Source organism: Prevotella sp. HJM029, assembly GCF_000599605.1.
In the GTDB taxonomy this organism is placed as follows: Bacteria; Bacteroidota; Bacteroidia; order Bacteroidales; family Bacteroidaceae; genus Prevotella.
Genome location: NZ_KK082673.1, coordinates 1 through 20,764, shown reverse-complemented (window position 1 = coordinate 20,764; position 20,764 = coordinate 1). Strand labels below are relative to the sequence as shown.

Sequence of the window (20,764 nt, the reverse complement as noted above, 5' to 3'; positions counted from 1 at the left end):
CAATGGATAAATCCCAAAAATGTCACTTCAATATATAAAAGTACCTCACAAGGAATAATGCTGCGGAATTGAGGTCTTATTCTGAATTAAAAAGATATGAATGGACAAAAAGTTTTATCGGACAACAATATACACAAATATTTACTTGATTATCAGTCCAATATCTTTAATTGTTTGATTTTGCCACTTTATAATCTGTAACAGACCTTCATTGTATTTACAATTATTTATGGCATTTTTAATAAAGCGAGCATTTTTCACTTCTTGAGAACAAGATTTTAAGTCTACATCCTTTTCCATAAGTATTATCTTATTCAAATACAACAAGGACTTATCGTACTGCTCTAGGATGAAGTAGGTTAATGCCATATAATTGTCATGGGCAAGTCTATCTCCATAGAAAGGATGACTATTTAAGAAATATACAAAATCATCAAACGTGTTCAATTTGTTAAACAAATCAATTTTTTTTATTTTTTCTTGTAAATCTGGAATACTATCTATATCCCAGTAGGAACCGATTCTATCCCCTAAACTAAAATTTAATGCACAGAATGGTTCATAAAGACATTGGGCGAAATAATAAACAATGAACGATGTAGAATCAATAGACTTATCTAAATATAGCCCAACTAAAACCATCGCCCCCGTTCTATGAGTCACAATATAGTACGCTAACCGTCCTTTTTTGGTAAATTTATCAGAGAGGGTTAAATCTCTCAGTATTTTATTTAATGTTAATGCTTTCATTCAGTTCGTAACTATTCAGCGGTATTAACCAGTCAGTATTCTTTCCTCTAAAATCTTCGTATAAAGACTATAAAGACCTTAATTCCGCAGCATAAATTCTTGTGAGAACTCCAAGTGCCTGGGAAACAATATCCTCAAAACACTTGGATATGTCAGAAATTTCACCTATCTTGGTGCTACAAACATAACACATACGTTGTGCATTTAATAGCAATTCTCTATAATATAATCAATGAGAAAGAAACTTCTCCAAAACTCACACAACTGACTATAAGTTAGATTTTCCTTTCTGTTTTTTATCTTACCGTCCAAATCATATTCTGTCATTTTCTTGTAATTGTTTGCCCCAGCTTCTTTTATTATTGTGGAGATAAGTAGAAACCGGTTGTTCTCGAACTTATACAGATTATATTCAATGTTGTTGTCGTCAAGAAACTGATTGCCAACTATGCATTGATTATCTTTGTCGAGAGAGGGATTTTTAATCTTCTCGAATGACGGCTGTTCCACATATTTACCTTGTGTTGGAGACCAAAGGTACAAGTGTAAGGAGTCAGAATCGCCGTGACTTATGGCAATATCCCTGTAACCATCAAAATTATAATCTTCCAGTGAAACCAAGTAGTTTTGATTCGGACTATTTAATTTTATGGTTTGCAGATATTTAGAATTCCTAAGTATATCGACAAGAACAGAGTTGCCTTTTGTTTTAGATGTCCACGTAACGACTGTTTCATGATTCGTTTTCCACCATTCACGTTGTTCTTCTGCTGAGGCTGCTTGGTATTCGTCTCCTTTTGCATTTTGGTACAAGTAAAAGGTTCTCCACCCAAGAGTAATTTTACTTCTATTTACTCTAAATTCATCAGCCCCTATATCCAGATTTTGGGAATCCGGGATTCTGCCTATCCCGAAGTTAGCTTTCTTCTTCACGTTTACACGATAAGAACGCCATACCCCCTCAAATTGGTTGTTATGATGGCCATCCATTCCGCCCTCTAAATCATCAAAATAAACAGAGTCATTATAAACAAAGAAACAGGAAGATAATTGTCCCTTAAAAATTCCTGTACCGCGTTGTATGCTGTCTTCTCTCAGCAAATATTTGGCTGAAAGGGTATATCTTTCAACCAAATGACAATCGTCTGGTCTACGAATGATGGAGTCAATCTCAATTTTTCCCTTAAAGTTGCAAATATTCTGTTTAACACGACTTTTGCCCTCTATATTGTAGAATAAAGGATTAACTTGATCTTTATAGATCCTGTCAAAATGCATATATAATCTCTGACCATCACCGATATATCCAATTAAGTCTCCATTCATAAAAATTCGGCTATAATCGAAGCTTATCAAATCCTCTCTTGTTTTGCAAAAGCAGACCTGCGTAAAGAGGGCAAGCAGAAGTGTAACTTGCAATAATCTATTCATACTGATACTTTTTGTTTATTAATAAAGAGCCCGTAATCGGATGCTAATCGCTCAAATAAGGTCTTTACTACTAGGAAAAATGTATGCTTATGATGCTCTGATTGAAAGCACAGTGAAACAACAAACTTTACAGCCTCAGAGCGAAAGGCGTAAGTAAAATCCAAGGAAAAAGCTTACACCGCCCGAACGGTATCTGCTATGGGCTAACCCCTTTCTATGTTTTTACCCATTACTCGAACAGGATACCACACCGAGAGCCAGCCAACGGCGAGCACAGTGACGAAAATAAGCAGCACATCGTCATAGTGTACGCTCACAGGATAGGCATTCACCACAAAGCTCCCAGCGCTGTTGCCCAACGACACCAAACCATATTGTTGCTGAAGCCAGCACAGAAGCAGTCCTAAGCCAATACCTAAGATAGCTCCAAAAGCAGAGATAAGTCGACCTTCAAACAAGAAGATGCGTGCAATTTGCCTGTCATCTGCGCCCAAATGGCGCAGTGTTTCAACATCGTTTTTCTTGTCAATGATGAGCATGGACAGCGACCCGATGATGTTAAAACAAGCTACTACCAAGATGAAGGTGAGAAAGATATAGGCCATCACCTTTTCTATTTGCATAATCTTAAAGGTGTCTTCTTGCTGTTCAAAACGATCTAACACCTTATATTTCGTCCCTACAAGAGTTTGGATTTCACGTTTTACAGCCTCCAAATCACTTCCATCTTTCAAGCGCAACTCCAAGGCCGAGAGGCGTCCTTGCTGCCCAAACAGATGGCGAGCAAAGGCAATGGGCGCGATGATGTAGTTCTTATCATATTTGCTTTGGTTCACGGCAAACACCACACCCGGCGATAACAGCGAGTCGACCACAAAGGCATCGCCCGGATTGGTGGCATCAAATTGCCCGTTCTTCTGCGGTGCATAGATGCGAAGATAGTCGCCAAAGCGTGCACCCGTGCCCAAACTATTAGCCAAACGGATACCCATGATACCATATTGTAGGTTGCCTGCGTGCAGACTATAGTTGCCATCGCCAAACAAAATGTCGCGAATGTGGGTCAATTGGTCGAAGTTGTCGTCCACACCCTTCACCTTTACCATGGCCTGTCGTCCCTGATAGATGGCCAAAGCCTGATCTTCCACCGTTTCGGTAGCCACATCAATCGCCTTCAACGCCTTCACTTTGGCCAACAATGGGTCGTTGGCCGCAGCCGTTTTCCCCTTAGCAGGCACCACTTCTAATTGAGGATCGAAGTTGGTAAAGAAGGTAGCTACCAAGTCATGAAAGCCATTAAACACGCTCAACACAATCACTAAGGCCATGGTGGCAACAGCAACTCCGATGACCGAAATCAGCGAAATGACATTAATCACGTTGGTGCTCTTCTTTGAAAAGAGATAACGTTTGGCAATATAAAAAGGAAAATTCATGTTGACGCGATGCCTAACGCGGGCCTTTATTTTTTCAACAATTCGTCGATGTGTTCTATATAGTCGAGGCTGTCGTCGATAAAGAAGCGCAATTCGGGAATGATACGCACCTGATTGTGAATGCGGGTGCCCAACTCATAGCGTATGGCTTTCACATTCTTGCGCACATTTTCGAGCAGTTCGTCACCCTTCTCACTCGGGAAAACACTCAGATAGGCCGTGCAAATACCCAAATCGGGACTTACTTTCGTCCGCGTAACGCTCACCATCAGGCCATGCATCGCTCGGGTCTGTTCTTGAAAAATGGTTGCCAACTCCTTTTGAAACAACCTTGAAATCTTATTTTGTCTTGTCTCTTGCATATCGTTTTATCGTTTAAATGAACTACTCCTTCTACAAATTTACTATACAAACAATGATTGTTCGCTTATCTATATGCTTGCAAAGGTACGCAATTTTTAGCTGTTAGAAGCCTTTTCGGTGTCACTTCTATTCTGCTTGGATTTGAGATAATACACTTTTCCCATTGGTCGTGAGCACATATTTTTGCTTACGCGACGTTGGAACATTAGGCATTGTCATCTCAATAAGCTCCAAATCTAAAAGAGGCTGAAGATATTTCCGCTTTCTTTGTTTCAATGAAATATCTTCTATCCCATCTAATAACTCGACAGCCGAAATGGCTACTCCACAACGTTGTAAGCATAAAAGCCAACCCTTTTCCACTTCAACACCTACATCTTGGACACATCTTGGACACATCTTGGACAAGACATGGTGAAGTTTAGAATATTGTAACGCTAATTTTCCATTCCTATTATGATTTTGTTTGAAGTTTGGATGGCAAGGGATATCTATTAAAAAATAGCTCCTTGCTTCGTCGGTCTCTATCGTAGCTTTATTCGAACCATTTTCTTTTAATGTCTTTTGAATCGTAGGAATGCCCGTCGCGCGTCCCTCTGTTAAGCCTAATTCTTTTAGGAACTCACCCAACCTTCTGTTTTTATATCTCCTTGTTCTTAGCAACTTAGCTTCTTTTATTGCTTCATTGCTAATTGATCTGTCTGGGCCGGAATAACTCAAAATACTTATCTGGTGGGGTTCTATTGTTATCTCAACAGGTTCTCGTTCACGATAATCTCTATGATAAAGCGCATTCACAACGGCTTCTTCCAAAGCTTGATAGGGGTAATTGTAATATGTTATTGACTGCTCATGGTCTTTAGGCTTGATAATCTGCTCTTTAATAACATTCACTTTAAGATAATCTAACGTCTTCTTTATCATCGTTGGAACTGAACCTGTTATTGAAGGAACTTCAATTATATGATTAGGATTTGCTTCTCGCCCTTCAGGAAAGATAACAATATCAACTTGTGTCACAGGAAAGAATTTATTTGGTGTGTTGCAAAACATCATTGCAGCAACATTCTTAACGACTCTTTTTTCCGAAGGACCTTCTAACAATCCCATGTCATCTAATACCTGTTCAAAACGATTTGTCAAGTCACTATGAGCCAGTTTACTACCTACTGTTTGCAGATACTCCATTAAAAGTACTGGAGAAAGATCTTTTTGAAAAATATTCTCATTCCCTCTATCGTCAAAAGGTACATGATTAGCCATATCGCGCAGTTGTTCTAAGAACTCACCTTTGGCTTCAATGGAAGACGTTCCATAACGGATATAATAGGTAGGTTTCTTGTTTTTCGCATGAACTTCTGCAGGAACAGCATAAGGACGTTCTGCTCCCGAAGGAGCCCAAATAACTAAAACACTCTTTTCATCAACGTCTTCCACAGATATACGGGGAGCATAAAAGGGTTCAAAAAGTTGATTATACTGATGAATCTCGCGCTGAATCTTATCCAATTGTTCATTTGGGATACCCCATACAGGACGTTTCGCCAAACCATTCTCTTCTTCTACACCTATTAGAATATATCCTCCACCTAAATTATCAAAATCATTTGCAAAGGCACAGATTGTACGATAAATGGACGAAGGATTCCATCCCCTTTTAAATTCAATACGATTTGACTCGACCCTTTGTTTATGCAGCAAGTCTTCTATGTTGATTGGTAGTGCCATAAAGGATAGGTTTAAGAGACCACTTTCATTCTTCTTACCATTTACTTCTAACGACCTATACTTCTGTTCCTTGCTCTCTATCCTTACGAATCAACGCTAACAGGTGGTCGACGGCCACTTCCTGAGGAATATTTTTCTCCACACAAACCTGCTTTCTATACAAACTTACGCGGTTAACACCTGCGCCAACATAGCCATAATCGGCATCGGCCATCTCACCAGGACCATTCACAATGCAACCCATGATGCCTATTTTCAGCCCCTTCATGTCTTTCGTTGCTTCACGAATGCGGGCGATGGTCTCGCGCAGATCATAGAGGGTGCGTCCGCATCCGGGACAACTGATGTACTCGGTTTTACTTGTTCTGAGACGAGCCGCCTGCAAAATGCCAAAGGCGGTGTCGGTAATCACCTGCTGAGACAGGTCACCATCGTTCATCAACCAAATGCCATCGGTGAGCCCATCAATCATCAAAGCCCCTAAATCGGCTGCTGCTTCCAACTGAAACTCGCTTTTTTCACTGGCCGAATGCTGATACATCTCTGCAAATACCACGGGGTTATAGGCTCCGGCAGCCCACATCTCGTGCACTAACGCACGCTGGTCGGCCAAACGATTTTGATGATGGCTCATGCAAACCACCACTACTTCGGGATGGAGTTTCAAACAAGCTAAATACTCTTCAGCAGGCGCACCAAACTGCAATACAAGGAACTTGAGGTCGGCTTTCGTCATACCGATGAATGGAACGGCTGACACAGGAAAGATAGGATAAACGCCCATCGCGTTGTCAAGCTGGGCATATTGGTCATAATCGATGAGGTATTTCTGCCCTTCTTTCCGATCCTTGGGTAATTGTTGTCCCGCATAAATATAATCGGCCTCCTGCGCATTGCCGCTCCATGCAGAAGCAATAACCACAGGATGGTTGCTGCCTCCAATACCTTTCACGGCGCGGGTGAAGCGCCGTTCGGGGCGAATCCAGTTGAAAGCCTTGGCCATTGTTCCCGGAACGAGCAAATGTCCTTCCTTCTTCCCGATGTAATCAACTAAATGACGTGCCACGGGAATCTCGGCTGCCGGCTCTTCACTGAGGCTCACTCTGATGGTATCGCCAATGCCATCGGCCAGCAAAGCACCAATACCTACGGCGCTTTTGATGCGCCCATCCTCACCTTCGCCGGCCTCGGTCACACCCAAATGCAACGGATAGTGCATATTTTCTTTCTCCATTTCGGCCACCAACAGGCGCACCGACCGCACCATGACCACGGTGTTGGAGGCTTTAATCGAAATCACTACATCGTGGAAAGCCTCACGCTGACAAATGCGTAAGAACTCCATGCAGCTTTCAACAATACCTTCGGGCGTATCACCATAACGGTTTCTGATGCGATCTGACAGGCTACCATGGTTCACACCAATGCGTATGGCCGTGTGATTTTCCTTGCAGAGGTTGAGAAAAGGCACAAAGCGGGATTCGATTTTTTTTAGTTCTTCAGCATATTCTTCGTCGGAATATTCTTGCAAAATAAACTTCCTTGCAGGGTCAACATAGTTGCCGGGATTGATTCTTACCTTCTCGGTAAAACGAGATGCCACATCGGCCACGTTGGGATTGAAATGCACATCGGCCACCAACGGCGTGTGATAGCCTAATGCATGCAGCCCGTCATGAATGTTTTTAAGGTTCTCAGCCTCGCGTATTCCTTGCGTTGTGAGACGCACTAACTCGCCTCCCGCATCAATAATCTCACGGGCTTGACGCACACATGCCTCGGTATCGTTGGTGTTTGTGGTGGTCATGCTTTGCACCCGAATGGGAAATGCACTTCCCATCTCTATGTCACCAATATGCACTGTACTCGTTTCCCTACGTTTATATTGAAAGATATCAACCATCCGTTTCTCTTTTTTAACCATTCACTGCCTGCCAATGGCCTGCACCTTGCAAGCCCCCTGATGAAGGAGTTGCCCGCGAAAGGGGACTTAATTACATTTATATTCGTAATTCACTTGTGCCAAATCAGCATTGGCCTTCTCTATTTTCTGTCCTAAACCAGCTTTCCATTCAGCTACTTTCATAGCGACCTCCTGATTGGAAAGGGCAATGATTTGTGCCGCTAAGATGGCCGCATTTTGCGCTGCATTCACGCCAACGGTGGCAACAGGAATGCCAGGAGGCATCTGAATAATCGACAACATCGCGTCTAATCCATCTAACATGCCTTTAATGGGCACACCAATAACAGGCAAAGCGGTCGAAGCTGCAATCACACCCGGCAAAGCTGCCGACATGCCTGCTGCGGCAATAATCACTTGAATGCCACGTGCCTGTGCACCTTTGGCAAAACGTTCAACGGCATCAGGCGTACGATGTGCCGACAAAGCGTTCACTTCGAAAGGAATTTTATGGTCGTTCAACCATTGACAAGCTTTCTCCATCACGGGCAAATCGCTCGTGCTACCCATAATAATGCTAACGATTGGAGTCATAAGAAATATTATTATAATTTGATGTTGATGAAAATACTATTTTAAAATCGTGCAATGACGATAAATGCCATGAAGAAGCCTATGAGCCAGGCTACCACCACTTGCGACAGTGAATGTTGGCGCAACAGCATGCGACTGCTACCCACAACGCCAGAGATAAAGAGGGTGAGACAAAGCCACCATAGTGGATCAAAACCGAAAATGAGTGAGAAAGCTAGCAAAGCTCCCACAACACCCCCAATGGCTGCGGAATGAACCGACACCTTCCAACCCACATTAATGAAGGCACAAAACACCTGAATGAGTAGTGCAGCGATAAGAATGCTGCCCATGAAATGGGGTATGTGTAAGGCATTCATGGTGTAATAAGCAGCCGAATAGCACACAATAGAGATGACATAGGGCACCATGCGTCGCTCTTTTACAATGAAATCGAAAGGCTTCCAGCCCTGATAGCGCCGATAGAAACGAATAAGAAAGGTGGGTAACAAAATGGTGAAGGAGTAGACCAAGGCAAGCACATAGAGCTTATAGGCTGTGGGAAGTTGGTTCAGATAACTGAACACAAACAGCGCAATCAACCCGACAAGGGGCAGATAGAATGGAGTAAAAACCATACTCACTACCCGTGCAGCCAAGATAAAATCTTTCTCTTTCATTTACGTTTATTGCGCTCCTCCTATTGCGCTTTGATATAACCTTTTTATCCTTATGTTGTGTGTATACAGCTATCCTTTTGCAAACAATGCCATTTTAATGACTAAACAAGATGTTTTTACATCCTTATTTGCACTATTTTGTGCACCAATCTGCATGCTTTTGTGATTGCATTCATCATCTACCACCATCACATACTATGTTTCTTTGCGCAGTTTAGCTGTGGGAATATTCAGCTGCTCGCGATATTTGGATGCTGTACGGCGCGCAATAGGAAATCCTTTTGCAGCCATAGCCTTAGCCAAAGCATCATCGCTTAGCGGATGTTGCTTATCCTCGTTGTCCACAATTGTTTTGAAAGCCAAGCGCATTTGCCGTATCGACAAGGCCTCACCCGTGCTCGATGTGAAGGTATCGGTGAAGAAAAAGCGCAACGGAAAGGTGCCCCATCGTGTCTGTGCATACTTCACATTACTCACGCGACTTATAGTAGATATGTCCAAACCCGTGCGGTCAGCGATGTCTTTTAAAATCATTGGCCGCAGTTCTGTCTCATCTCCTTCCTGAAAAAAGCGTTTCTGCCACTCGATGATGGCACCCATCGTGAGCATCATCGTATGCTGCCTTTGCTTGATGGCTGTAATATAACCTTGTGCGCGCGCTACCTTTTCTTTGGCATAAAGCAAGGCCTCTTTGGTCTGACGGCTCATGCCCTCCTTATTTTGTTTATAGGCATCGGCCATCTCTTTGAATGAAGACGACACCTTTAATTCGGGTAACTGACCACAATTGAGACTGAAAGTCACAGTGCCATCGTCAGCAGTATCAACAATAAAATCAGGGGTAATCTGTTGCAAGCTACGCCCTTCAGTCTCGCCCAATGCGGCTCCTGGCTTAGGATTGAGCTTGCGAATTTCGCGTTGCAGTGCTTCTACTTGCACATCCGTAAGATGTAATTGCGTTTTAATCTTGCCCCAATTGTTTTTGGTAAACGCATCGAAGTATTGCCTAAAAATTGCTTCTAACAGATCTAATACATGTGGCGTGCTTTCCTTTTCCTCACGCCATCGCGCCACTTGCAGCAACAAGCACTCCTGCAACGAGCGCGCACCAATACCTGCAGGATCCATACTTTGCAATTTCTTCAATACAGCTTCAATCTGTGCAGGCGTCACATCGATGTTGTGATAGATAGCCAACTCGTCGCTCAGGGTACTCAGGTCTTTACGCAAGAGGCCATCATCATCCAAACTGCCAATGAGATATTCCATCACGGCATATTCCTCATCGCTCAGTGTGAGCATGCCCATCTGTGCTTTCAGACGGTCATAGAACGACAATGTATCGCCATAAACCATCTCCTCATAATCGGCATTGTCATGATTGTTAGCATAATTGGGCGTAGGAAGTACATCGTCACTATCAATACTTTCGAGTGCGGCGTCGAGTGCATCCTGCCGCTCTTCTTTCTCGGTTTGCGCTTCAAAATCCGCCGGTTCGTTATCCTCTTCGTGTCGTTCTTCATCTAAAGATAAAGAATCGTTGTCGACTTTCTCCAACGCTGGATTGTCGTCTAATTCCGCATAGATGTTTTCTTCTAACTCGGTGAGTGGCATTTCAAGCAAACGAATCTGCAACAATTGCTGCTGCGATAGCCGCATATTCTGCGTTAACTTTTGCTCCTGCGTTTGTATTAACTTCTGTGCCATGTACGAATGCTCAAAAAAACTATTGCAAAGGTAACGATAATCAGAAACAAAACAAAGAGAAACGCTGCTTTAAACACATTTCACTGCAAAAATTCACACTTCGCGTTTTTTTGATGTAAAACGTTGGGAGCATCCAATATTTTCTACTAACTTTGCATGACATGTAGACCTACGTATAATGAAATGAAACATTATTTATTAGGATTGGCCATGCTAAGCATTTGCTTTAGCAGCCAAGCACAATCAACAAGAAGTATTTTTAAAGCCGACAGACGTGTGTCGGCAGCCAACTATTTGGCTTATCCTGGACCACAAAAGCAACCATTCACGCCTGCACCCAAAGGCTATGTGCCATTTTACTTAAGCCATTATGGCCGACATGGTAGCCGTTGGCTCATCGGCGAACGCGACTATCAGCGCCCCGTTGTGTGGCTCATGCAGGCCGACTCGCTCGGCAAACTCACGCCGAAAGGAAAGGAAGTGTTGCGGAAGCTGCGCATCATTCGCGATGCAGCTGCCGGACGCGACGGCGAACTCACATTGCTCGGCGCACAGCAACACCAACAGATTGCCGCACGCATGATGAAGAATTTCCCAGAAATCTTCGCTGGCAAAACGCATATCGACGCCAAAAGCACCACCATCATACGCTGCATTCTCAGCATGGAGAACGCTTTGCAGCAGCTGGTGCGCCGCAATCCGCAGCTCGTTATCAGCCACGATGCCAGCAACCACGATATGTATTACATGAACCACGACGACACTACGCTCTTCAAAAATCGTTTCACCGTGGCTGCCAAGCAGGCATATCTCAACTTCAAAAAGCAGCACGAGCAGCCTGCACGCGTGATGAATGAGCTGTTTAACGACACGCAGTATTGGAAAAACCATGTCGACACGCTCGCCCTCTACGAAACCCTTTTCCGTCAAGCGGGCAACTTGCAGAGCACAGAGCTGCGCCACACGATGAGCCTCTACGACCTCTTCACCGACGATGAGCTCTACAATCTCTGGCAAGTGCAAAACGCCTATTGGTACATTGCCTATGGACCTTCGCCCCTTAACGGCGGCCATCAGCCCTCGTCGCAGCGGTTCTTGTTGCGCAAAATCATTGCCGAAGCCGACAGTTGCTTGCAACTTCAACACCCAGGAGCAACGCTACGCTATGGCCACGACACAATGGTTATGCCACTTTCCTGCCTCATGAACCTCGACAACTTGGGCATGCGCATTGACGATCTCGGCCAACTTGATGAGCGCGGATGGCAAGATTATCGCATCTTCCCCATGGCCTGCAACATCCAACTCGTGTTCTATCGCCACCCAACGAAGAAAGACATCTTGGTGAAAATTCTGCGCAACGAGCACGAAGCACGGCTGCCCATCAACTGCGCAACCACACCTTATTATAAATGGAATGACGTAAAAGCCTATTTTTTGGCACGCATCCACGAACTTGAAGTAAACTAACTCCGCATAACAATGAAAAAATGCTTTTTTATAGGCTTGCTCTTAGCATGCTGCACTGTGCTGAATGCACAAGTAAGACGACCGAAATTGGTCGTTGGAATCGTAGTCGACCAAATGCGTTGGGACTACCTTTATTATTACAATAACGAGTTTGGAGAGGGGGGATTTAAACGGCTGTTGAGCGAAGGTCGCAGCTGTCAAAATACCATGATACCCTATATTCCCACCGTTACCGCCATTGGTCACTCGTCAATCTACACGGGAAGCGTACCAGCTTTGACTGGAATTCTCGGCAATGACTTCTTCATCAACGGCCGACCCACCTATTGTTGTCAAGACGATAGCGTGCAAAGTGTGGGTTCAAACACCATCGAAGGCAAGATGTCGCCACGCAACCTGCTTGCTTCAACCATCGGCGATGAGCTCAAACTCGCTACCAATTTCCGTTCAAAAGTTATTGGTGTAGCCCTCAAAGACCGTGCCTCCATCTTGCCAGCTGGCCACAGTGCCGACGCAGCTTATTGGTGGGACACACGCGCTGGGAACTTCGTTTCGAGCACATACTACATGCAACAGCTGCCCACCTGGGTGGAACAATTCAACAAGACTCACAAGACGGCACCAGGATTCGACCTCAAAACCAACGTCAAGGGCATCACAATGACTTTCGATATGGCTGAGGCTGCCCTTAAGAATGAGCGGCTTGGACAGGGGAACGAGACCGATATGCTCGCCATCAGCGTCTCGTCGACCGATGCTATCGGCCACAAATTCAGCACACGCGGACAGGAAATCCACGACGCTTATTTGCAACTCGACCGCGACTTAGCGCGCTTTCTCAACACCTTAGATGCCACTGTAGGCCGCGGCAACTACCTGCTTTTTCTCTCAGCTGACCATGGTGGCTCTCACAATCCCAACTTTATGCGCAGCCACAAACTACCTGCTGGAGGATTTGAAGCATGGACACTTGCTGCAAAGCTCAACGAAGCTTTGCAAAAGCAATTTGCAACCAACGCCAAACTGCTCTTAGGAGAAAATGGATTGCGCATTTACTTCGACCACAAAGCTATCCAAAGCGCTGGTTTAGACCTCAATAAAGTGAAGGCCGCTGCTAAAGAATGGCTCGAACAACAGCCTCATATCACCTATGTTGTTGACTACAACAATGTGGAAAGTCAAACTATTCCGCAGCCTATTCGCGAACGTATCATCAACGGATATAGCCGCGAGCGGGGAGGAGATTTGCTCATTGTTACCAACCCTGGATGGATTAATGTGAAAGCATCGCCCACCTATAAAGGCACCACCCATGGCCTGTGGAGCCCCGATGATGCTCATATACCACTCATTTTCATGGGTTGGGGTGTTGACAAAGGCGAGACTTTCGCCCCCACACGCATGACCGACATTGCCCCAACCATTTGTGCATTGCTCCATATTCAGATGCCCAATGCCTGCGTGGGCAATCCCATTACGTCGGTGATTGACGATTAAAAAGATTGCATGATACAAAAAGTGTATTTATCACGGAGGACGAGTGTGTTGCGAAGCACACTCGTTTTTTCATGCTATCCACTTTTCGCTATGGAATTTTTAAGCTCGAAGTCAGTTGGCAAGAAATCGAAATGGGGCTTTCACTAACCAAGGTTATAGGTAAGAAATCAAAGTGGGTTTGTTACCAACCAAGGTTATTCGTAAGAAATCAAGGTAGAACTTTTATCAACCAAAGTTATTGGTAAGAAATCAATATGGAATTTTTATCAACTAAAGCTTGTTGACAATAGCTCTTGAGATTTCCGGCAAACGAAGGTAGATTGGTAGTAGTGCCCTGGCATCTTCTGCAAACTGAGGGCTATTCATCCTAAACAAAGCAGGCTTCTTGCTTCCACAAGAATGCATTTATACAATGCCATTGACAGGCAAAGAAAATGACAATCGGGGCGAAGATGTTGTATTGCATCTTCGCCCCGATGAGCTTTTGTGCCCTTTCGGCACGCAAGGTTTACCAGAACTTATTGTTTTTTACATTGTATTCGAAACCAGCATCGGCCAATTTCGTTTCAATGTCTTGACGTTTCACGTGCATATCGTCGCACAATTCGTCTAACGATTGATAGTTGTCGCGCAGCAACATGTTGACTGTGCTAAACAAAATCATTGGGTCGTTGGGTAATCTTTCCATATTCAAAAATTTAAAAATGTTCGTTGTTTTATATTGTTTTATCGTGTTGTTTCGTTTCCGAGAAACGCTTTTATTTGCGATAAGAGTGCCAATGCTTGCTGACGTCCCATATCATAGGTGCGCTGCATACGCTTCGGATCGTGGGTGATGTGCTGAATAGGCAGTTTTGCTTCGGGGGCGATGACGAAAGCCTTGCCCATCTTTTCTTGCTCAGCAACATAGCGCAACTGCTCATTATACATATCATGTCGGCGCGCAATGGTCTCAACAAAGCGTGGCTGTCGATGATAAATCATGCGCATGAGGGGCATCAGCCTATTGGGCTGCTTGGTGTAACTACGCGGTTGGGTGAGGATAACGATATTGCGTTCGTAACCTTGCTCGTTAAAAAATTTCAGCGGAATGGAATCGGCCAACCCACCATCGAGCAGCTTTTGTCCATAGATTTCAACATATTGCGACACCAGCGGCATCGAGGACGAAGCGCGAATCCATTCGCACACCTCATCCATATGCATGCGCTTTGTTATTTGTTTGTAGACGGCTTTGCCCGTTTCCACATCGGTAGCCACAAGCCAAAACGCTGTTGGATGGGCATTAAAGGCCTTAAAATCAAACGGATCGAGCTCTTCTGGCACCTGGTGGTAACCAAAATCGGCACCAAACAGGTCGCCCGTGCAGAGCCATGAACGCACACTACAGAAACGCCAATCGTGGGCAAAGCGCTGATTATAGCGCAACACACGCCCTGACTGCTGACTCTTGTAGTTGCAACCAAAGGCCGCACCCGCCGAGACACCAATCATACCATCGAAGAAAATATGTTTTTCGATGAGCACATCAACGATGCCCATGGTGTAAAGGCCACGCAATGCGCCACCCTCGAGCACTAATCCTGTTTTCATTCCTACAATCTTTTTACCTGTACAACAGCACCCATTTGTGTGGGTATGTCGTTGGTTTCTGGCGCAAAGTTACGTTTTAATTCAGAAATAATTATTACTTTTGTGCGTTAAAAATTGCATGATGGGACATTCAATGATTAAAATCAAGCGAGTTGAAAGTCGAGCAGACTTGCGACAGTTCATCCAGTTTTATTACGATTTATACCGTGGCAACGACTATGCCGTTCCCTTTTTGTTTCAAGATGAAATGAAAACACTACGCAGCGACCGCAATGCGTCGTTCGAGTGTTGTGAGGCTTGCTACTTCATGGCATTCAAAGGCGAGCAAATGGTGGGCCGCGTGGCAGCCATAATCAATCATCGTGCCAATGAAAAGTGGCAACAACGGGTGGTGCGTTTCGGCTGGTTCGACTTCATCGACGACGAGGAAGTGTCACGCAAACTGATTGAAACAGTAGAGACATGGGGGCGCGAACGTGGCATGAATGCCATCGCTGGCCCATTAGGCTTCACCGATATGGATCGCGAAGGCATGATGGTTGAAGGCTTCGACCGCCTTTCAACGATGTATGTGAATTACAATTTCCCCTATTACATGCGCCACATGGAGCACATGGAAGGCTTTGAAAAGGACAACGATTATGTGGAATTTCGCATCAAAGTGCCCGAGGTCATTCCACCAAAGTTTGCAAAAATTGGCGAAATGATTGAGAAACGCTATGATATTCACGTGCACAAGTTCACTCGCCATGAGCTATTGCATGAGGGCAAGGGGCGCCGTGTATTCGAGATTATCAACGCCACGTTTAAGGAGTTGTATGGCTATTCGGAGCTGTCTGACGCGCAAATCACACAGTTGGTGAACGAATATATTAAGGTGGCCGATTTGGATTTGGTGTCGTCGGTGGTTGATGCCACCCGCAACAATGAGATGGTTGGTGTGGGCATTTGTTTCCCCTCGTTTTCCAAAGCATTGCAAAAGACACGCGATGGTAGATTGTTCCCTTTCGGTTGGTGGCAGCTACTGAAGGTGCTAAAGTGGCACAAAACCGACACCGTCGACCTGCTGATGATTGCTGTGTTGCCCGAATATCGCAAGAAAGGTGCCAATGCTTTAATCTTTAATGATCTCATTTCGCGCTTCCGCAAGTGCGGTTTCCAGTGGGCCGAAGCTATGCACCAGATGGAAAGCAATCATGCGGTGCAAAACGAATGGACGTATTTCGACTCCGAGTTGCATCGCCGTCATCGTTGCTATCGCAAGTCATTATAGTCGGCTCGTGCTGTGCTTGTTGTCGTCAGCGCAGCATGATGCCAAGAAAAAGCTATCACTTTGCAGGGTAAAGTCATCGATATTACCCTGCAAAGTGATAGCTTTTGCGTTGAAAAGTGGCTGCATTTCTTTTCGCTTACGCCACTCGTCGGCGATGAACGGCGTGCGCTTAATACTTAAACGAGCTTCCACCCAAGAACTCGCGCAGCAGCGATGTGGGCGGAATATCGTGGTTGCCAATGGGGCGCAGATAGTGCAAAAACTTCTTTAGTCGGTAGGCTTCGCTGTATTCATCACACCATTCGGGCACCTGTTCCAACAAGGGTTCGACTTGCGTTTTCAGCACTGCCAACTCGAAAAGCATAGCGGTATTGAACACGGCATCGGCATTTTCCTGATACGGAAAAATCCATTTATTCTCGCCTGCCCGCACCGAAGGCCAACGTTTAATCGTTTCTTGCGCACTCACGCCGCGATACTTATTGTCGCGAACAATGCGGCGCAACAACCGATTGTCGGTGGTGGGGATATAGTTATGGTCGTCAAGTAGAATGGTTGTCAGCGCCGATGCATACACCTTATATTTCTGTTCGCTCGGAATTTGTGCGGTGAGCTCTGGATTGAGTGCGTGGATACCTTCAACCACAAGCACATTGTGGGGCTGCATCTTCAAGCGTTTTCCACTCTTTTCGCGCATGCCCGTTTGGAAATTATATTTGGGCAGTTCCACCTCTTCACCTCGAAACAGCGCATTGAATTGCTGGTTGAGCAGCGGCAAATCGAGTGCATAAAGACTCTCGTAATCATAATTTCCTTGTGCATCTTTCGGCGTATCGGCGCGGTTGACGAAATAATCGTCCAAACTAATCTGTAGCGGTTTGATGCCATTGGCCAAAAGTTGAATCGACAGGCGCTTGCAAGTGGTGGTCTTTCCCGATGACGATGGCCCTGCCAACAACACTAACTTCACTCCACTGCGTGCAGCAATCTCGTCGGCAATCTGCGCAATTTTCTTCTCTTGCAAAGCCTCACTCACATGAATTAAATCCGTGGCATAGCCCTGTTCTACAGCCTCATTGAAGTCGCCCACAGTGCGAATGCCCAATATTTTCTGCCAAGCGTGGTGCTCTTTAAATAGTTCGAAAATCTTGTTTTGTTGGGTCACTTCGGGCAGTTGTGCAGGATTATCCAAAGAAGGAATGCGCAGCAACAGGCCATCAAAATAAGGCTCCAATCCAAAAAGATAGAGCTGACTCGTGTTGGTGAGCAGCGACCCATAATAAAAGTCTACATAGTCGTCAATCTGATAATACGTGGTGTAGAGCTTTCCCGAACTTTCCAACAACTTAGCCTTGGCCTCGTCGCCACGCGTTCTAAACATCTCCACAGCCGCTTCTGTGGTCACTTCGAACCGTCTCACGGGCATGCGCGCATCAATAATGGCCTGCATGCGCTCACGAATGCGTGTGATATCGGCTGCTTCGAGCGGTCTACCAAGGTCTACATTCACAAAATAACCATTGGAAACAGGTATGTCAATCACCACATAACTCTTGGGATAGCAGTCGTGCACGGCTTTGCACAGCACAAAAAACAATGTGCGCGTGTAGTTCCTTGAGGCCGAAGCGCTGTGCATATCCAAAAACTCCACATCTTTATTATGGTACACGCGAAAGTGCATTCCTTCAACCTTGTTATTCACTTTGGCGCAAATAGGGCCAAAAGTCATTGGCAACTGAAATGCAGAAAAAACTTCAGAAAGTGTGCTTCCGATAGCCACTTTCATTGTTTTTTTATTATTTTTGCAACGAATTTGAACTTGATGTTCCATGTTTATAATGTTTATATCTCTGCAATGTGATTTCTGGCCAAGCGTGCAAAGTGCGCTTCGCCCTATTCAAAGGTATAAAAAAGATTGTATTCCCACACGATTTAGATGATATAAAATCAAATAATATGTCGATTTGGATAATTTTTAAGCTCATCGGTGCATTGGCTTTGCTGATGTATGGCATGAAAGTGATGAGCGATAGCTTGCAGAAAATGGCTGGGCCACAGCTCAGACACGTGTTAGGAGCCATGACAACCAACCGTTTCACAGGCATTCTTACAGGTGCATTTGTCACAGCTGCTGTGCAAAGTTCCACGGCAACCACAGTGATGACGGTGTCGTTTGTAAATGCAGGATTACTCACCTTGGCACAAGCCATCTCGGTGATTATGGGTGCAAATATTGGTACCACGCTTACAGCCTGGATCATGAGTGCAGGCTTTTCGTTTCATTTCACCGATTTTGTATGGCCAGCTTTCACCATAGCCCTCATCCTAATTTATTCAAAGAAGCGTAAGATTATTGGCGATTTCATCTTTGGTATCTCCTTTATGTTTCTTGGTTTAGGCACGTTAAGTGCTACGGGTAAGGAGATGGATTTGGCACATAATCAAGCAGTCATTGACTTTTTTGCCAACTTCGACCCTCAAAGTTTCTCGACAACCATTCTCTTCTTGCTCATTGGTAGCGTGTTAACGATGCTCGTTCATAGCTCGGCTGCCATCATGGCCATCACCATGATCCTTTGTTCTACAGGTGTTTTACCTATCTATCAAGGTATAGCTTTAGTGATGGGCGAGAATGTTGGCACCACAGTTACTTCAATATTAGCCTCGCTCACAGCCAACACCCAGGCACGAAGAGCAGCCTTTGCACACATGTTTTTCAACCTCTTCGGAGTGCTTTGGATGCTCATCGTGTTCCGTCCTTTCGTACATACGGTATGCGGGTTGGTAGGTTATAACGACCAACTCATGGCACACGACGCAGGATTTGCCGCCAATGCTGCGAAGCTGAGCTTTGCTTTGGCTGCCTTCCACACGGCATTCAATGTAATTAACACCTGTGTATTAATGGGCTTCATCAAACAAATTGAACAGATTGTTTGCTTCGTTATTAAGCCAAAGAAGCAGGCCGACGAGGACGATTTCCGCTTGCGTTTCATCCAAACGGGTATCATGAAGACGCCAGAACTCTCCGTGCTCGAAGCGCAGAAAGAGATTTCAAGTTTTGCAGAACGCATTCAACGCATGTTTGGCATGGTGCGTAACCTTTTGGAAGAGCACAACGAAGAGAAGTTTTTGGAGATTTACAACCGCATTGAAAAATATGAGGGTATCAGCGATAGCATGGAGATAGAGATTGCCAACTACCTCAACGAGGTGAGCGATTTGCATCTAAGTGATGAAACAAAGGCTAAAATTCGTGCTATGCTTCGTGAGATTAGTGAGATAGAAAGTATCGGCGATAGCTGTTTCAATATGGCACGATCCATCCACAGACGCATGAATGGTAAAGAGGATTTCACACCGCAACAATACAGCCATCTCCACCAGATGTTCTTGCTCACCAACAATGCTTTGGAGCAAATGAACTATATGTTCTCACACACTCGTGAGGCTATTGATGTAAATAAGTCATTCAACATCGAGAACGAAATCAACAACTATCGTAATCAGTTGCGCACACAAAACATCAATGATGTGAATTCACATGCTTACACTTATACCATAGGAACAATATATATGGACATTGTTCAAGAGTGTGAAAAGTTGGGCGATTACGTTGTAAATGTAGTGGAAGCGCGCACCAACACGCGTCAACACGAGAGTTAGCCCTGAATTCTATCATTAGATGACATTTATCCTCACCCGATTAAATGCATAGTTCATTGTAGAGTATCTCCAAGGGTTCTACCAAGAGACAAAGGTTCTGACGAAGATTGGTAGTATATAAAGAAGCATTCAGCAAGCCTCACACAGACAACTTACAGATGAACAACTCTGTGAAGCGGGTATTGCACCCGACCTCATTCGTCTCTCTATGGGTATTGAAAATGTGGCGTAATGGACATTTGGTAGGCTGAAATCTCTCGGAATTCTTTTATTTACCTTTGCAGCATTTGAAAACCTATGAATAAAAAAACTGTATCTTCTGTAATAGCTCAAATGTTAAAAAGAATGGGCATCTACGTTCTGTTCAGATGTATTCCTGCAAGGATTGTGGCAGACAATTTCAAGGTGGTCTGCGTATAAATAATATTTCTCTATGGAATGACTATCTGACAGCAATTCGAACGATTTCTGCTCTATCCACTCTTTATAAATGTTCAGAGCGAACCATACGACATAGGTTGAGCTTAGTAGTAGATAGCTTTACTGCTACTTACCCCAAATCTGCAGTAATAATATTGGATACAACACACTTTTCCAGGACATTTGGTGTGATGCTGTTTCAGAATGCTTCATCAGGCAAAATACTCTATCGCAAGTTTGTCAAAAACGAAACTAACAGAGATTATCTTGATGG

Annotated in this window: 17 protein-coding genes and 1 pseudogene; 5 read left to right on the top strand and 13 right to left on the bottom strand. The window is 44.6% G+C overall.

Annotated features, from left to right (window positions below):
* Positions 1–141: 141 nt before the first annotated feature.
* The 9 genes from X919_RS0112130 to rpoN all read right to left on the bottom strand — a co-directional run bounded on the left by X919_RS0112130 (position 142) and on the right by rpoN (position 10,571).
* The gene (locus X919_RS0112130; RefSeq protein WP_028900339.1) at positions 142–750 is read right to left on the bottom strand and encodes a hypothetical protein; all 609 of its coding nucleotides are present in this window, start codon (positions 748–750) and stop codon (positions 142–144) included.
* 204 nt (positions 751–954) lie between these two features.
* Positions 955–2,181, bottom strand: coding sequence for an XAC2610-related protein (locus tag X919_RS0112125; protein WP_028900338.1), 1,227 nt, complete (start codon positions 2,179–2,181; stop codon positions 955–957).
* A 203-nt stretch (positions 2,182–2,384) separates the two neighbouring features.
* The gene (locus X919_RS0112120) at positions 2,385–3,617 is read right to left on the bottom strand and encodes an FtsX-like permease family protein (protein ID WP_028900337.1); all 1,233 of its coding nucleotides are present in this window, start codon (positions 3,615–3,617) and stop codon (positions 2,385–2,387) included.
* A gap of 26 nt (positions 3,618–3,643) precedes the next feature.
* Positions 3,644–3,979 carry a ribosome-binding factor A gene (locus X919_RS0112115; protein WP_004381367.1) on the bottom strand — a complete coding sequence of 112 codons (336 nt, stop codon included), beginning with the start codon at positions 3,977–3,979 and terminating at the stop codon, positions 3,644–3,646.
* Between the two features lie 127 nt (positions 3,980–4,106).
* Positions 4,107–5,708, bottom strand: coding sequence for an RNA-binding domain-containing protein (locus X919_RS15425; RefSeq protein ID WP_051502533.1), 1,602 nt, complete (start codon positions 5,706–5,708; stop codon positions 4,107–4,109).
* Positions 5,709–5,763: 55 nt separating this feature from the next.
* Positions 5,764–7,611: a 4-hydroxy-3-methylbut-2-en-1-yl diphosphate synthase gene (locus tag X919_RS0112105; protein ID WP_028900336.1), complete on the bottom strand. Its 1,848-nt coding sequence runs from the start codon at positions 7,609–7,611 to the stop codon at positions 5,764–5,766.
* Positions 7,612–7,698: 87 nt separating this feature from the next.
* Positions 7,699–8,205 carry a 5-(carboxyamino)imidazole ribonucleotide mutase gene (purE, locus tag X919_RS0112100; protein WP_028900335.1) on the bottom strand — a complete coding sequence of 169 codons (507 nt, stop codon included), beginning with the start codon at positions 8,203–8,205 and terminating at the stop codon, positions 7,699–7,701.
* A gap of 41 nt (positions 8,206–8,246) precedes the next feature.
* On the bottom strand, positions 8,247–8,864 hold the full coding sequence (locus X919_RS0112095) for a phosphatase PAP2 family protein (protein ID WP_028900334.1): 618 nt from the start codon (positions 8,862–8,864) through the stop codon (positions 8,247–8,249).
* A 195-nt stretch (positions 8,865–9,059) separates the two neighbouring features.
* On the bottom strand, positions 9,060–10,571 hold the full coding sequence (rpoN, locus tag X919_RS0112085) for an RNA polymerase factor sigma-54 (RefSeq protein WP_028900333.1): 1,512 nt from the start codon (positions 10,569–10,571) through the stop codon (positions 9,060–9,062).
* A 183-nt stretch (positions 10,572–10,754) separates the two neighbouring features.
* On the opposite strand from rpoN, the gene X919_RS0112080 reads away from it, so the two are divergent.
* Positions 10,755–12,041 (top strand): histidine-type phosphatase, encoded by a 1,287-nt coding sequence (locus X919_RS0112080; protein ID WP_028900332.1) that lies wholly within the window; start codon positions 10,755–10,757, stop codon positions 12,039–12,041.
* A gap of 12 nt (positions 12,042–12,053) precedes the next feature.
* Positions 12,054–13,538, top strand: a complete 1,485-nt coding sequence (locus tag X919_RS0112075; RefSeq protein WP_028900331.1) for an alkaline phosphatase family protein — start codon at positions 12,054–12,056, stop codon at positions 13,536–13,538.
* A 508-nt stretch (positions 13,539–14,046) separates the two neighbouring features.
* Here the strand turns inward: X919_RS0112075 and X919_RS0112070 are convergent.
* Together X919_RS0112070 and X919_RS0112065 are read right to left on the bottom strand one after the other, a co-directional pair.
* Positions 14,047–14,226 (bottom strand): DUF4250 domain-containing protein, encoded by a 180-nt coding sequence (locus X919_RS0112070; protein ID WP_028900330.1) that lies wholly within the window; start codon positions 14,224–14,226, stop codon positions 14,047–14,049.
* A gap of 38 nt (positions 14,227–14,264) precedes the next feature.
* Positions 14,265–15,131 (bottom strand): patatin-like phospholipase family protein, encoded by an 867-nt coding sequence (locus X919_RS0112065; protein ID WP_028900329.1) that lies wholly within the window; start codon positions 15,129–15,131, stop codon positions 14,265–14,267.
* A 121-nt stretch (positions 15,132–15,252) separates the two neighbouring features.
* Between X919_RS0112065 and X919_RS0112060 the strand changes: the two genes are divergently transcribed.
* Positions 15,253–16,404 (top strand): hypothetical protein, encoded by a 1,152-nt coding sequence (locus X919_RS0112060; RefSeq protein WP_028900328.1) that lies wholly within the window; start codon positions 15,253–15,255, stop codon positions 16,402–16,404.
* Here X919_RS0112060 and X919_RS0112055 read toward each other — a convergent pair.
* Together X919_RS0112055 and X919_RS0112050 are read right to left on the bottom strand one after the other, a co-directional pair.
* A complete protein-coding gene (locus X919_RS0112055) occupies positions 16,399–16,596 on the bottom strand; it encodes a hypothetical protein (protein WP_028900327.1) in 198 nt (65 codons plus the stop codon). The two genes, X919_RS0112060 and X919_RS0112055, sit on opposite strands and share 6 nt — an antisense overlap.
* Entirely contained in the window at positions 16,574–18,235 is a 1,662-nt protein-coding gene (locus X919_RS0112050; protein WP_028900326.1) for a nucleoside kinase, read from the bottom strand. The genes X919_RS0112055 and X919_RS0112050 overlap by 23 nt, the downstream gene beginning before the upstream one ends.
* A 125-nt stretch (positions 18,236–18,360) precedes the next feature.
* On the opposite strand from X919_RS0112050, the gene X919_RS0112045 reads away from it, so the two are divergent.
* Both X919_RS0112045 and X919_RS17320 read left to right on the top strand, forming a co-directional pair.
* Complete coding sequence (locus X919_RS0112045; RefSeq protein WP_028900325.1) at positions 18,361–20,070, top strand: Na/Pi cotransporter family protein; 1,710 nt, start codon at positions 18,361–18,363, stop codon at positions 20,068–20,070.
* A gap of 368 nt (positions 20,071–20,438) precedes the next feature.
* Positions 20,439–20,764: pseudogene (locus X919_RS17320) on the top strand (transposase); the annotation flags it as partial.